General features: G+C 37.8%; 19 protein-coding genes and 1 pseudogene. 17 read left to right on the top strand and 3 right to left on the bottom strand.

Features of this window, described 5'->3' with window-relative positions:
- Nucleotides 1–15: 15 nt before the first annotated feature.
- The 15 genes and pseudogenes from rplF to rplQ all read left to right on the top strand — a co-directional run bounded on the left by rplF (nucleotide 16) and on the right by rplQ (nucleotide 8,374).
- A complete protein-coding gene (rplF, locus tag ACUXV0_RS04935) occupies nucleotides 16–567 on the top strand; it encodes a 50S ribosomal protein L6 (protein WP_446191956.1) in 552 nt (183 codons plus the stop codon).
- A 37-nt stretch (nucleotides 568–604) separates the two neighbouring features.
- Nucleotides 605–952 carry a 50S ribosomal protein L18 gene (rplR, locus tag ACUXV0_RS04930; protein ID WP_446191955.1) on the top strand — a complete coding sequence of 116 codons (348 nt, stop codon included), beginning with the start codon at nucleotides 605–607 and terminating at the stop codon, nucleotides 950–952.
- Nucleotides 953–972: 20 nt separating this feature from the next.
- Nucleotides 973–1,479, top strand: coding sequence for a 30S ribosomal protein S5 (gene rpsE / locus ACUXV0_RS04925; RefSeq protein ID WP_446191954.1), 507 nt, complete (start codon nucleotides 973–975; stop codon nucleotides 1,477–1,479).
- Between the two features lie 30 nt (nucleotides 1,480–1,509).
- The gene (rpmD, locus tag ACUXV0_RS04920; RefSeq protein WP_446191953.1) at nucleotides 1,510–1,686 is read left to right on the top strand and encodes a 50S ribosomal protein L30; all 177 of its coding nucleotides are present in this window, start codon (nucleotides 1,510–1,512) and stop codon (nucleotides 1,684–1,686) included.
- 49 nt (nucleotides 1,687–1,735) lie between these two features.
- Nucleotides 1,736–2,173: pseudogene (gene rplO / locus ACUXV0_RS04915) on the top strand (50S ribosomal protein L15); the annotation flags it as partial.
- Complete coding sequence (locus tag ACUXV0_RS04910) at nucleotides 2,147–2,611, top strand: DUF4332 domain-containing protein (protein WP_446192797.1); 465 nt, start codon at nucleotides 2,147–2,149, stop codon at nucleotides 2,609–2,611. The pseudogene rplO and the gene ACUXV0_RS04910, both read left to right, overlap by 27 nt.
- A gap of 23 nt (nucleotides 2,612–2,634) precedes the next feature.
- Nucleotides 2,635–3,960, top strand: a complete 1,326-nt coding sequence (gene secY / locus ACUXV0_RS04905) for a preprotein translocase subunit SecY (protein WP_446191952.1) — start codon at nucleotides 2,635–2,637, stop codon at nucleotides 3,958–3,960.
- A gap of 2 nt (nucleotides 3,961–3,962) precedes the next feature.
- Nucleotides 3,963–4,766 (top strand): type I methionyl aminopeptidase, encoded by an 804-nt coding sequence (map, locus tag ACUXV0_RS04900; RefSeq protein WP_446191951.1) that lies wholly within the window; start codon nucleotides 3,963–3,965, stop codon nucleotides 4,764–4,766.
- A 1-nt stretch (nucleotide 4,767) separates the two neighbouring features.
- Entirely contained in the window at nucleotides 4,768–4,986 is a 219-nt protein-coding gene (infA, locus tag ACUXV0_RS04895; protein WP_055144363.1) for a translation initiation factor IF-1, read from the top strand.
- Between the two features lie 31 nt (nucleotides 4,987–5,017).
- Nucleotides 5,018–5,134, top strand: coding sequence for a type B 50S ribosomal protein L36 (gene ykgO / locus ACUXV0_RS04890; RefSeq protein ID WP_446191950.1), 117 nt, complete (start codon nucleotides 5,018–5,020; stop codon nucleotides 5,132–5,134).
- A 5-nt stretch (nucleotides 5,135–5,139) separates the two neighbouring features.
- On the top strand, nucleotides 5,140–5,514 hold the full coding sequence (rpsM, locus tag ACUXV0_RS04885; RefSeq protein WP_446191949.1) for a 30S ribosomal protein S13: 375 nt from the start codon (nucleotides 5,140–5,142) through the stop codon (nucleotides 5,512–5,514).
- 56 nt (nucleotides 5,515–5,570) lie between these two features.
- Nucleotides 5,571–5,966, top strand: a complete 396-nt coding sequence (gene rpsK, locus ACUXV0_RS04880) for a 30S ribosomal protein S11 (protein WP_446191948.1) — start codon at nucleotides 5,571–5,573, stop codon at nucleotides 5,964–5,966.
- Between the two features lie 83 nt (nucleotides 5,967–6,049).
- On the top strand, nucleotides 6,050–6,655 hold the full coding sequence (rpsD, locus tag ACUXV0_RS04875; RefSeq protein ID WP_446191947.1) for a 30S ribosomal protein S4: 606 nt from the start codon (nucleotides 6,050–6,052) through the stop codon (nucleotides 6,653–6,655).
- 91 nt (nucleotides 6,656–6,746) lie between these two features.
- Entirely contained in the window at nucleotides 6,747–7,736 is a 990-nt protein-coding gene (locus ACUXV0_RS04870; protein WP_446191946.1) for a DNA-directed RNA polymerase subunit alpha, read from the top strand.
- Between the two features lie 107 nt (nucleotides 7,737–7,843).
- Entirely contained in the window at nucleotides 7,844–8,374 is a 531-nt protein-coding gene (gene rplQ / locus ACUXV0_RS04865) for a 50S ribosomal protein L17 (protein WP_446191945.1), read from the top strand.
- Nucleotides 8,375–8,422: 48 nt separating this feature from the next.
- Here the strand turns inward: rplQ and ACUXV0_RS04860 are convergent, their stop codons facing one another.
- On the bottom strand, nucleotides 8,423–9,244 hold the full coding sequence (locus ACUXV0_RS04860; protein WP_446191944.1) for a universal stress protein: 822 nt from the start codon (nucleotides 9,242–9,244) through the stop codon (nucleotides 8,423–8,425).
- 214 nt (nucleotides 9,245–9,458) lie between these two features.
- On the opposite strand from ACUXV0_RS04860, the gene carA reads away from it, so the two are divergent.
- Nucleotides 9,459–10,559: a glutamine-hydrolyzing carbamoyl-phosphate synthase small subunit gene (gene carA / locus ACUXV0_RS04855; RefSeq protein ID WP_446191943.1), complete on the top strand. Its 1,101-nt coding sequence runs from the start codon at nucleotides 9,459–9,461 to the stop codon at nucleotides 10,557–10,559.
- Here the strand turns inward: carA and ACUXV0_RS04850 are convergent, their stop codons facing one another.
- Nucleotides 10,560–11,681 (bottom strand): THUMP domain-containing class I SAM-dependent RNA methyltransferase, encoded by a 1,122-nt coding sequence (locus tag ACUXV0_RS04850; RefSeq protein ID WP_446191942.1) that lies wholly within the window; start codon nucleotides 11,679–11,681, stop codon nucleotides 10,560–10,562.
- 88 nt (nucleotides 11,682–11,769) lie between these two features.
- Between ACUXV0_RS04850 and thrC the strand changes: the two genes are divergently transcribed.
- Entirely contained in the window at nucleotides 11,770–13,080 is a 1,311-nt protein-coding gene (thrC, locus tag ACUXV0_RS04845) for a threonine synthase (RefSeq protein ID WP_446191941.1), read from the top strand.
- 49 nt (nucleotides 13,081–13,129) lie between these two features.
- On the opposite strand, the gene ACUXV0_RS04840 is transcribed toward thrC, so the two are convergent.
- Nucleotides 13,130–13,858, bottom strand: coding sequence for a hypothetical protein (locus ACUXV0_RS04840; protein ID WP_446191940.1), 729 nt, complete (start codon nucleotides 13,856–13,858; stop codon nucleotides 13,130–13,132).
- Nucleotides 13,859–13,886 lie beyond the last annotated feature (28 nt).

Below are 13,886 nucleotides of genomic sequence, written 5' to 3'. Positions count from 1 at the left end.
CTTAAACTTTAAATAATGTCTAGAATAGGTAATAAAATTATTAAGCTCCCTGCCGGTGTAACGGTAAGTAGAGGTGATAATAACGTTGTTGTGAAAGGCCCTAAGGGTGAAATATCACAATACGTTGATCCTGCATTCACTTTTGAGCAGGAAGGAGATGAGGTAAAGGTTCTAAGACCAACTGAACAAAAAAGACACAAAGCTCTTCACGGACTCTATAGAAGTCTCGTGAATAATGCTGTTGTAGGGGTAAGTGAAGGTTATAAAAAAGAATTGGAGCTTGTTGGGGTAGGTTATAAAGCTACTAACCAGGGTAATGTTCTTGATTTATCGTTAGGTTACTCTCACAATGTCATTTTTGTAGTTCCAGAAGAATTAAAGGTGGCTACCGAAATGGTAAAAGGTCAAAATCCTAAGGTCATTCTTGAGGGTTCTGATAAGCAATTGATAGGGCTTGTAGCTGCTAAGCTTAGAGAACTAAGAAAAATTGAGCCTTACAAAGGTAAAGGTGTTCGCTTTGTGGGTGAGCAAATTCGTAGAAAAGCTGGTAAGACTGCTGCGAAGTAATTTTAATTATTGTATTTAAGATATTAACGAAATAATAATGTCAACTTTTAAATCAAAGAGAAGACAAAAAGTCAAGTGGAGAATCAGAAAAAGAGTTCAAGGAACTGCTGAAAGACCAAGACTATCTGTTTTTCGCTCAAACAAGTCAATCTATGCTCAATTAATAGATGATGTAAATGGTAAGACACTTGCTTCTTCTTCATCAAAAGAGTTAGGTTTCGCTTCTTTGGGAATTGAGAATTCTAAAAAAGTAGGTGAAGGTTTAGCAAAAAAAGCTATCGATAACGGAGTTTCGACTTGTGTTTTTGATAGAGGTGGCTACCTGTATCATGGTAATGTTAAGGCTTTGGCTGATGGTGCCAGAGAAGGTGGTCTTAAATTTTAATATCCGAATCGATTAGCAAAATGAGCAAAGGAATAAAAGTAAACGAATCTGAATTAAAAGAGAAAGTAGTTGCGATTAACCGTGTAGCTAAAGTAGTGAAAGGTGGTCGTAGATTCAGCTTCTCAGCAATCGTGGTATTAGGAGATGGTGAGGGTTCTGTAGGTCATGGTCTTGGTAAGGCTAATGAAGTAACAGATGCGATTTCTAAGGCCATCGATGATGCTAGAAAAAACCTTGTGAAGGTTCCTATCGTAAACGATACAGTTCCTCACGAAATGTACGGTAAGTACTCAGGTGGTTATGTATTTGTTAAGCCGGCTGCTCCTGGTACAGGGGTTATCGCAGGTGGTGCGATGCGTGCCGTTCTTGAAGCTGCTGGTGTACATAATGTATTGGCAAAATCAAAAGGTTCTTCTAACCCACATAATGTGGTAAAGGCTACAATTAACGCTCTTTCTAAAATGAGAGCTCCTCATGAAGTGGCAGTACAAAGAAGAGTGAAGTTAAGCAAAGTGTTTAACGGTTAATTCATAAGACTTAGCTAACAAGAATATAAAATGGCAACTGTAAAAATTACTCAAATCAAAAGTACAATTGACAGATCTCAAAAGCAGAAGAGAACAATCGAAGCTTTGGGTCTTGGTAAAATCAATCGTACTGTTGAGCTTGAATTAAATCCTGCTATCGAAGGCATGATAAACAAAGTTCAGCATTTGATTAGAATAGAAAAGTAATAAGGGAAAACCGAGTAGGAGTAGATCCTGCGTAAAACTAAAAGTAATGATAAACTTAAGTAATTTAAAACCTTCTAAAGGTTCAAATAAGCAAAACACCAGAGTAGGTAGAGGTCAGGGTTCTGGCGGTGGTGGTACTGCTAAAAGAGGTCATAAAGGTGCAAAATCACGTTCAGGGTATTCTCAAAAGAGAGGTTTTGAAGGTGGTCAGATGCCATTACAAAGAAGAGTACCTAAGTTTGGTTTTAATAATCCAAACAAAGTTGTACATAAAGCTATCAACCTTGATACGCTTCAGTTATTAGCAGATAATGCTGGTGTAAAATCAGTTGATTTAGGTGTTCTTTACAACACAGGATTTATTCAGAAGTCTGATACTGTAAAAGTTCTTGGTAGAGGAGAACTTTCTGCTGCACTTGAAGTAAAAGTTAATGCTTTCTCAAAGTCAGCTGTTGAAGCTATTGAAAAGGCTGGTGGTTCTGCTGTAGTAGATGCTACTTTTGATATTGAAGCATCTTCTTCTTTAAAGGGCGCTAAGACATCTTCGCCGAAAGCTGAAAAGCCTGGGGAGGAAAAGAATGCTGCTCCAAAAGCTGAGAAAAAAGCACCAAAGAAAGAAGAAGTAAAAGCTGAAGCTCCTAAGAAAGCGGCTAGCAAGAAAACTTCAAAAGGTGATGATTTAAAAAAAATTGAAGGTATCGGTCCTAAGATTGCTGAGTTATTAGCAAATGCTGGAGTTGATACATTTGCAAAATTAGCTGATGCTAAAGTTGAAGATCTTTCAAACATCTTATCTGAAGCGGGTTCTAGATACGCTTCACACAACCCAGCAACATGGCCGGAACAATCTGCTCTAGCTTCTGCGGGTAAGTGGGATGAATTAAAAGAGCTTCAGGATAAACTGAACGGAGGAAGACCTGAATAAATAAATCACAGAAATTTCTGACGATGAACAAACTGATTACGACGCTTAAAAATATCTGGTCAATCGAAGAGCTAAGGAATAGAATCCTTAACACCTTATTGATCATCGTGATATTCAGAGTTGGATCTTTTATTGTACTTCCAGGTGTTGACCCTACCAGACTACAGGATTTAACATCCTCTAATGGTCTGTTAGGGTTATTAGATACCTTGGTAGGAGGAGCATTTAGTAATGCGTCGATAATGGCTTTAGGTATTATGCCTTACATTTCGGCGTCAATTGCTATCCAGTTAATGGGTTTAGCTCTTCCATATTTCAGTAAGCTTCAGAAGGAAGGTGAATCAGGTAGAAAGAAGTTAAATCAGATTACAAGGTGGTTAACCATTGCGGTTACTGCTGTTCAAGGTTTTACTTATCTGAAAACTGCGATCCCTACTGAGGCAATAACGATTAACCAAGGATTATTCTACATCTCATCAGTAATCATTTTGGTTGCGGGTACTATGATGTGTGTATGGTTGGGTGAAAGAATGACTGAGAAAGGAGTTGGTAATGGTATCTCCATGATTATCATGATTGGTATTGTGGCCAGCTTGCCTGCAGGTTTGGTACAAGAATTCAGTTCAAGAGCCAATTCAGGTCAAATCTTATTCTTCATCATTGAGATGGTAATTCTTTTCTTGGTTGTGGTATTTGCTGTAGCTGTAACACAAGCAGTAAGAAGGGTTCCAGTTCAATACGCGAAACAAATAGTTGGTAATAAGGTAGTATCAGGTCAAAGACAGTATTTGCCATTAAAAGTGAATATTTCAGGTGTAATGCCAATCATCTTTGGTCAGGCTTTAATGTTTGCACCAGCTGCTATTGCTAGTTTGTTTGCTGAAAGGAGTGATTTTTGGGCAAATGTGCAAACTGTATTCTCTGATTTCACTTCATGGCAGTACAATGCTCTTTATGCCTTCTTAATTATCGCTTTTACTTTCTTCTACACTGCGATTACGATTAATCCTAATCAAATGGCTGATGACATGAAGAGAGGTGGTGGTTTTATACCAGGTGTTAAGCCAGGTATAGCAACTTCAGATTATTTAGCGGCTATTTTGGATAGAATCACTTTACCTGGTGCAGTCTTATTAGCAGCCATTGCGATTTTCCCTGCTATTGCAAGCTTATTTGGAGTAAGTAATGTTTTTGCTCAGTTCTTTGGAGGTACATCTTTACTTATCCTAGTAGGGGTAGTGTTAGATACGCTTCAGCAGATTGAGAGTTATTTATTAATGAAAAGATATGAGGGTCTAATGCAGTCTGGTCGTCTACAAGGAAGACAGACTTCGGTAGTCTCTCAATAAATATGGGCAAAAGATCAATTTACCTAAAATCTGCTGCTGATGCAGCGATTATCAAAGCCAATGGTCAGATTTTAGGTAAGGCCCATGCCGAAGTAGCAAAACATCTCGATGAAGGCGTAACTACGCAGAGTCTGGATGTGATTGCTGAGGAATTCATCAGAGATAATGGTGGTGTTCCTTCTTTTAAAGGCTACGGTGGATTTCCGGCTTCCTTGTGTATCTCAGTTAATGAGGTTGTAGTACATGGTTTTCCGGGGGAGAGAGTTCTTAAAAGTGGTGATATTATATCTATAGACTGTGGAGTCTATAAAGATGGTTTTCATGCGGATAGTGCCTATACATATATGATAGGTGAAGTGGCTTCTGATATTCAGGATTTACTTAAAAGTACGAAAGAGTCTTTGTATAGAGGTATAGAAAAAGTGAAGCCTGGAAACAGAATAGGTGACTTAAGCTATGCCATACAGTCATATAATGAGGAGAGAGGTTACGGAATTGTTCGTGAGCTGGTAGGCCACGGCGTAGGTAAATCTCTTCATGAGGCTCCTGAAGTTGCTAACTTTGGTAAGAGAGGTAATGGTCCTAGAATGAAAGAGGGAATGGTTATCGCGATTGAACCAATGGTTACTCTGGGTAAAAGATTTGTTGTTCAGGAACAAGATGGATGGACCATCAGAACTGAAGATAGGTCTGCAGCCGCACATTATGAACATACTGTTCTTGTAACAAAGGACGGTAATGAGATATTAACCACGTTTGAGTACATTGAAGAAGTACTTGAACAAAAGAAAATGTTATTTGTATAATATGGCAAAACAAGCAAATATAGAAGTTGATGGTATAATAACTGAAGCTCTTTCTAATGCTCGATTCAGAGTAGAATTAGAAAATAAGCATGAAGTTATTGCCCATATATCTGGTAAAATGAGAATGCACTACATTCGTATTTTACCTGGTGACAAAGTAAAAATGGAGATGTCTCCGTATGATTTGTCAAAAGCAAGAATAGTATATAGATATAAGTAATAAATGAGGTTTGCCTCTAATTTTTCAGATCATGAAAGTTAAAGCATCAGTAAAAAAGAGAAGTGCAGATTGCAAGGTTATCCGCAGAAAGGGGAAAGTCTATGTGATCAACAAAAAGAATCCAAAGTTTAAACAAAGACAAGGTTAAGAAATATGAGGATTTCAGGTGTAGATATTCCGGATAATAAAAGAGGCGTAATTGCCCTAACTTACATTTTTGGTGTAGGCCGTAGCTCTGCTCAAGAAATTTTAGCAAAAGCTAACGTTTCAGAAGAGAAAAAAGCCGGTGAATGGTCAGATGAAGAAGCCAACGCAGTGCGTGGTATCATCACTGATGAGTTTGTAGTAGAAGGTGCACTTCGTTCAGAAGTTCAGCTAAACATCAAACGATTAATGGACATTGGTTGTTACAGAGGTTTGAGACATCGTAAAGGTCTTCCTTTAAGAGGTCAGCACACTAAAAACAACTCTAGAACTCGTAAGGGTAGAAGAAAAACTGTAGCAAATAAAAAGAAGGCTACTAAGTAATAATTAATTGTAGATCAGGGGTAGCAATACCTGCCAAATAGCTAATAAATTTTAAAATGGCTCAAGCTAAAAGAAAAGACAAAGCAAAAAAGAGAGTAGTTCAGGTAGAACCACATGGTGAGGTTCACATCAAAGCTTCTTTTAACAATATTATTATATCTATTACAAATACCACAGGTCAGGTAATTTCTTGGGCATCTGCTGGTAAAATGGGTTTCAGAGGTTCTAAGAAAAATACACCTTACGCTGCTCAGACTGCTGCACAGGATTGTGGTCAGAAGGCTTACGAAGCTGGTATGAGAAAGGCTGATGTATTCGTTAAAGGCCCTGGCTCAGGAAGAGAATCTGCTATCAGAACCATCCAGAGTGTTGGTATTGAGGTAGTTTCTATCACGGATAAGACACCACTTCCTCATAACGGTTGTCGTCCTCCAAAAAGAAGAAGAGTTTAATTAATAAATTGTTTCAACAGTTCATTAGGAGCTCTGGTTTGGACATTGGGGCCAGCAGATCTGATGAACACTAAATTTTTATAATGGCAAGATATACAGGTCCAAAGGCGAAAATTTCAAGAAAGTTTGGTGAACCAGTAATGGGACCAAGCAAAGCCTTACAAAAGAAAAACTACGGTCCGGGTCAACACGGTAGAGGTAGAAGAAGTAAGAAGTCTGAATACGCACTTCAGCTTCAGGAAAAGCAGAAAGTAAAGTATACCTACGGTATGCTTGAAAAGCAATTTGCTCGTTTCTTCCACTTAGCTGCGGTAAGACCAGGTCAAACAGGTACTAACTTAATCCAACTTTGTGAGTCAAGACTAGACAACTTAGTGTATAGATTAGGTATTGCTCCAACAAGAAGAGCAGCCAGACAACTTGTTTCTCACAAACATATTGTGGTTGACGGAGAGGTATTAAACATTCCTTCATATCTGGTAAAACCAGGTCAACTAATTGGCGTAAGAGAAAAGTCAAAAGCGAACGACAGTATCCTGGATAGCTTAAGCTTGAATTCAGCAAGCAAATACAGCTGGATCGAATGGGATTCTAAAGAAATGACTGGTAAGTTTATTTCTTATCCTGAAAGAGACCTAGTTCCTGAGAACTTCAATGATCAGGCGGTAGTCGAATTGTACAATAAATAATATATAGCTGGTCATCTTCTGATGACCAGCATTTTTCAGATTTAGGAAATTCCTGAATCTTTCTTTCGTTAACGAAAAAATACGCCATAGTATGTCAATTTTAGCATTTCAAATGCCCGATAAAGTCGTTATGGAAAAGGCTGACGACTTTCATGGATTTTTCGAGTTTAAACCACTTGAAAGAGGATATGGGGTAACTATAGGAAATGCTTTGCGTCGTATTTTGCTTTCTTCACTTGAAGGGTATGCAATTACAGCCGTAAGGTTTCCTGGAGTTCTTCATGAATTCTCATCGATTGAAGGTGTTGTGGATGATGTGACTGAAATTATATTGAATCTTAAGCAAGTAAGATTTAAGAAGGTTTCAGACTATGTAGATAATAAAATTTCTATCAAGGTTAAAAACCAAACTGAGCTTACAGCCGGTGATATATCAAAATTCACGCAGAGTTTTGAAATTTTAAATCCAGACTTAGTAATAGCTCGCCTAGACTCTAAAAAAGAACTTGAGTTCGAAATAGTAGTTGATAAAGGTAGAGGATATGTTCCATCAGAAGAGCAGAAAAATCAAGAATTACCAGTAGGTTTTATTGCTGTTGATTCAATTTACACGCCGATCAAAAACGTTAAGTTTAGCGTTGAAAATACTCGTGTAGAACAAAGAACTGACTTTGAGAAACTTCTTCTTGAAATCAAAACAGACGGTTCTATTCATCCAGAGAAGGCTCTTCAAGAGTCAGCAAATATTCTTATTCAGCACTTCTTGAAGTTCACTGACGAGAATATGGTATTTGATACCACTGGTGAAGATGAGAATGACATGGTTGATGAAGAGTTCCTTCACATGAGAAAGCTTCTGAAAACGTCACTTCAGGATTTAGATCTTTCAGTAAGAGCTTATAACTGTCTGAAATCTGCTGATATCAGATCTTTAGGAGACCTTGTGAAACTAGAAGTAGCTGATATGATGAAGTTCAGAAACTTTGGTAAGAAGTCACTTACAGAGCTTGAGCAGTTAGTTGCAGAGAAAGGTCTTCACTTCGGTATGGACGTTTCTAAGTACAAGCTTGACGAAGAATAACAAAAAGCTTATCGCAGTTATAAATTTTATAAACTAAAATAATCGTAATAGGTGGGGTTTGCCATCTGCGATACGCGACCTTTACCGATACTTACGAAAAGAAAAAAATGAGACACGGAAAGAAATTTAATCACCTCGGCAGAACAAGATCTCACAGAAGTGCTTTGTTAAGTAACATGGCTTGTTCTCTAATCAAGAGCAAGAGAATTACAACTACTGTTGCTAAAGCAAAAGAATTGAGAAAGTACGCTGAGCCGTTAATCACAAAATCTAAAAACGATACTACGCACTCTAGAAGAGTAGTATTCTCTTATCTTCAGGATAAAGAAGCCGTTACAGAACTTTTCACTACTATTAGTGAGAAGGTAGCTGAAAGAAATGGTGGTTACACCAGAATCATCAAGCTTGGAACGCGTCTTGGGGATAACGCAGAAATGGCGTTGATCGAGCTTGTAGACTTTAACGAAAACCTTTTAGGTACTGAAGAGGAATCTGCAAGTAAGTCTAAGAGAAGAAGAAGAGGTGGTAAGAAGAAAGCTGAGGCTTCAGCTGACGCAGCTGCCGAAACTTCTGAAGAAGTAGTAGAAAATGAAGACAAAGCTGAAGAGGGTTCTGAAGAAGAATCAAAAGATGCTTAATCTTCAAAGATTAAGAAATTAAAAGGGAGGTATATACCTCCCTTTTTTTTATGTAAAATGATATACCAGAATTGGTATTTTTATTTTAGAAAGCAGCTTCCTGCTTTGACTTGGAGCCAAAAGACCATCTAGTACACCCCTATGATGTGTAGCTAAAACTAATAGATCAATATCATGATCATTGATGTATTCTTTCAGTCCATCTTTTAGACTTTTGGAATTGATATAATCTACCTCTACGTTTTCTAAACCCTTTATACCTTTAATATCCTCAGTAAAATGATGATCCGGGTTTATATCAAGGTCATCGGGTGTATTGACCTTAACTAAGTGTAATTTACTTTTCAACTTATAGTTGATATTGACAAGTTCTGAAAGAATAGATTTTTCGTCAAATTCTAACTGAGTCGCATATGCCGTATTTGTTGTTTCGTAAAGACTATACGTCTCAGGAATGACGAGTAGGGGCGTTTTAATTTGATTTAGGAGATGTTGTGAAGTGCTTCCAATTAACTTGTCCAAAAAGTCTGGATTTGAAGACTTTCCTAGAACGATTAGGTCAGCTTTCTCACCATCTTCAGTGGCCTGTTCAAACGCATATTTTAGATCGCCGACTACCACTTTATAACTGGTTCTAATACCCTTTTCCTGGAGTTTACGAGCTTTCGAAGCTAGTATCTGGTCCATTTCCTTAACAACAGTGAGTTGGTTGCTTTCTATCATCCCTACAGGTATTGAGGGGTCTGTCACGGGTGGGAGGTAAGCATGAACTAATACTACTTCTGCGATAAACTTTCTTGCCCAGTTGGCAGTAAACTCTATGGCATTTTCAGAGGCTTTACTAAAGTCTGTTCCGATTAATATTTTCATAACTTTCTTTTTTATGGTATGAATTTATAAAGAATCGATCCGGGAAATGATGACTATTTCAAGGTCATATTATGATGAATATTAGGTTTTGTAATTAATGAGATAGATTTCCAATTCTGAATTGAATTCAAAAAAGGTTACCCATTTGAGGATATTTTATCTAACTTTACGCTCCGATAATTTATTCTACTTAATCGGAAATCTTTACGTGTTAATGGACAACACTCAAACCAAAACCGCTTTCTTACTTCTGGAAGACGGTACACTTTTCAAAGGAAAGGCTTTAGGGAAAATCGGTACATCGGCTGGTGAAATTTGTTTCAATACCGGAATGACCGGCTATCAGGAAATTTACACAGATCCATCTTATTATGGTCAGGTAATTGTGAATACTACTTCCCATATTGGTAATTACGGAATCAAACTGGAAGAAGAAGAGGAGTCTTCAAGTGTGAAAATAAAAGGAATGGTATGTAATGCTTATGCAGACCATTACTATTCGCGTAAAACTGCTGATGGTTCTCTACAAGATTACTTTGAAAAAGCAGGTATTGTAGGAATTTGCGATGTTGATACACGTCAGATTGTAAGGCATATCAGAAATGCTGGTGTAATGAACTGTATCATTTCTTCAGAAATTGAAGATATCGAGGAGTTGAAGGCTGAGTTAGCAAAATGTCCTTCTATGGAAGGTCTGGAGCTCTCAAGTAAGGTGAGTACAAAAGATGCATATTTCTTTGGAGAAGAGTCTGCCTCAAAAAAGCTTGCAGTTCTTGATTTGGGATGTAAAACAAACATCCTTAGAAACTTCTCAAGCAGGGATTGTTACATGAAAGTATTTAATGCACATACTCCTGTGAGTGAGATCAAGGAATGGGGTGCAGATGGATATTTTATTTCTAACGGACCGGGTGATCCAGCTGCAATGGATTATGCTGTAGACACCGTAAAAGACTTAATTGAAGGTGAAAAGCCTGTTTTTGGAATATGTTTGGGGCATCAGATCATAGCAAGAGCCTGTGGAATTGATACCTACAAAATGCATAATGGCCATAGAGGTTTAAACCACCCTGTGAAAAACTTAAAAACAGGTAAATCAGAAATAACTTCTCAAAATCATGGTTTTGCTGTAAGTGCTGATGAAGCCAAAAAGGTGAATAGTGTAGAAATCACACACATTAATCTTAATGATAATACGGTGGAAGGAATGGAAGTCAAAGGCAAGCCAGTCTTCTCTGTTCAGTATCACCCGGAAGCGGCACCGGGGCCTCATGATTCAAGGTACTTATTTGACGACTTTGTAGGCAAACTCTAACTAGAAGAGTTTGTATTGCTGGAGGCGACATTCAAGTCCTCCATTAAATACTATTTCTTTTTTCTCTGCTTTAAGGCCAAAAGCCTTCATAGCAGGAAAATTTGAACTGATTACCCAAGCTTCACAGTTTGGGTAATTTTGTTTTAGCTGATCTCCGATCGACTTATACGTTTCCTTTGCCTTTTCCACGTGCATGCGTTCACCATAAGGAGGATTGAGAAATATTATCCCTGATTGTCCTCTTTTCTTTGACTGGAAATAATCTTCCTTGATAATTGACATTCCTTCTGAAACACCTGCTCTTTCGGCGTTTTCACGAATGATCGATAAATTTTGTGATTCAATGTCTGCAGAATAAACATGACCCATAAGAGGTCTTTCTTTTTCACGTAATTCGTCTTTTACCTGATAAAAGAGCTCCTGATTGAAATCTGTCCAGTTTTGAAAAGCAAACCTTCTTTTCATTCCCGGAGCTTTGTTTTGACCTATTAGGGCTGCTTCTATTCCAAATGTTCCCGAGCCTGACATTGGGTCATAGACATCCACTTTTTTATCCCAGTTTGATTTGAGTATGATACCGGCAGCTAAGCATTCGTTTAAAGGAGCCTCGTTTGATTTGAGACGATATCCTCTTCGGTCAAGTGTTCTACCTGAAGAATTAAAGGATAGGGTGGCTCTGTCCTGATTTATATGGATATTTAATTGATAATCGGCATTTTTAGGGTCTACATTAGGTCTTCTTCCATACACCTGCCTGAATCTATCAGCAATACCGTCTTTAGTCTTGAATGCCACGTATTTAGAGTGGTTGAAATTTTGCCCACCTACTACAGCCTGAATTGAGAAAGTATGCTCAAGAGAGAAGATGTCTTCCCAGGGTATTTCCTTTATTTCATGATATAGTTCATCTTCATTTCTAGCTCTAAATTCTGCAAATGGAATAAGCACTGATAAGGCAGTTCTTAGTGCTAAGTTTGCCTTCATCATGAGAGCATCGTCTCCTTCAAAATGTACAATTCTTTTGGCAGGGGTAACATTCTTTCCTCCTATGAGTTTAATCTCCTCAGCAAGTACTTTTTCTAGACCTGAAAAGGTCTTTGCAGACATTTGATAGCTATCCATAAGGCAAAACTAGCTTATTTAGGTTCAAAGCTTCGTCGGTTGAAAATAATTTTCCTAAAATTGCGGCACTTTACCTTTTAGAAGTCTAATGCAATTATACAGTACGAACGGAATTAGTGAGAAAGTGGGGATTGAAGAAGCAATTTTTCAAGGCTTACCAGCAGATAATGGCCTGTATATGCCAGAGAAAATTCCGGTATTACCAGATAACTTTTGGGAAAGCTCTCATGAATTAAGTTTTTCAGAAATTGCCCTGGAAATTGCTTCAGCGTTTTTCGAAAACGAAATACCAAAGGATGAATTAAAGGTCTTAATTAAAAAAGCGATTGATTTTGACGCACCATCGAATCAAATAGATAAGGACTTATATTGTCTGGAGTTATGGCATGGGCCCTCAATGGCCTTCAAGGATTTTGGAGCCAGATTTATGGCAGCAGTAATGTCCTATTTCTTGAAGAAGAATAACCGAGAAATTAACATTCTGGTGGCAACTAGCGGAGATACTGGTGGTGCTGTAGCTCAAGGTTTTTATAATACTCCTAATATCAATGTCTTTATTCTTTACCCAAAAGGAAAAGTTAGTGATATACAAGAGAAACAGTTAACTACCTTGGGGAAGAATGTCAAGGCATTGGAAGTTGATGGCACTTTTGATGATTGTCAAAAACTAGTCAAAACAGCTTTTTTGGACGCTGAATTAAGAAGTAATCATCATTTGGCTTCCGCCAATTCCATCAATATTGCTCGATTAATTCCTCAGTCTTTCTATTATGCTTACGCTTATTCAAGGTTGAAAGAAAAAGGTTTGCCGATTGTCTTTTCGGTACCAAGTGGGAATTTTGGTAATTTAAGTGCAGGCGTAATTGCCTACAAAATGGGCATGCCCGTGGAGCATTTTGTTGCTGCTACTAATGTAAATAAGGTTGTCCCGGAATATTTAAAATCTGGAGACTATACACCAATAAAACCTTCTATAAGCACGATTTCAAATGCTATGGATGTAGGTGATCCAAGTAATTTCCCTCGCTTAAAAGCTCTATTCGGAAACAAATACGAAGAAGTTAAGGATAAGATTAAGGGTTTTGCTTATACTGATGAAGAAACAAAAGAGGGTATAGCCGAGGTTAAAGAGAAGTTTGACTATGTGGTATGTCCTCATACTGCAATAGCCTACCTGGGTCTAAAAGATTACCGATCGTTTTCGAATCAGCATAAAGTATCAGAAGTCTTTTTGTCTACCGCTCATTATGCTAAATTCTTGCCTGATGTTGAAAAGGTTTTAGGAGATAAGCTTCCAATCCCGGAGAGGTTAGAGGAATTGACCCAAAAAGAAAAAGTAGCAACCTCCATGAGTACAACTTATGAGGATTTTAAATCGTATTTAATCAAAGAATTATAAAAAAAGGAGCCTTCGGGCTCCTTTTAAGTTTTATCAACTTGTAGTCCAATCAATCAGGAAAACTAAACAGCATATCGTCGATTTGAATGTTTGTTTCAATCGTCTTGAACTCAACCGAGCTTACAACATTTCCTCCTAGTTTGGTTTCCATTTTAAAAGGGTATGTAATGCCATTCACGCTTTTATGATCAGATAGAACCGTGATTAAAGCTCCCATTGCAGAGTTCTGCTGTTTTTGAATGATCTGATAGTTTGATTTATCAATTTTAAACTCAGTTCTACCGGAAACTTCCATGCCGTTAATTGTTTGATCAGGTTTAACTAGCGTTATAGTGTAGCAAGGGACACCATTGACCTCTTCATCCTCACCTTTTTCAATTTCATAACCATTATCCTTATAGGTATAAAAAGCATCAGGGAAATCTGCTGTTTCACTCTTTATGGCATCGGCGGCTTCCCCTGTCAGCATTTCATTTTGCATGGTCATTGGATTGGTATTCCATACGTCTGTACCATCATAAGATGCCGGCTGAACGATATCCATGCCCTGAAATGAAACGAAGGATTTGTAATGGTCTTTACCTTTTAGTAGGATGGTCATAGGAAACTCCATTCCGTTAGTATTGGCCGTTCCTTCCATTCTTACACTGGTAAGGTTATCCAGCTTTTCTGAGCCACCCATTTTTTGAATGTAGCTCGCAATAATTTCTTCGGCTGTTTGTGCGGAAACTCCGAAAGTAATTGCCATTAAGGCAAAGGAGATTAGTACTCTTTTCATTATTAATTAGGTTTTATTTTCAACTAAA

The sequence above is a fragment of the Jiulongibacter sp. NS-SX5 genome (assembly GCF_052828545.1).
The sequence above is the reverse complement of the archived record's forward strand: the minus strand, read 5'-3'. Positions and strand labels throughout refer to the sequence as shown.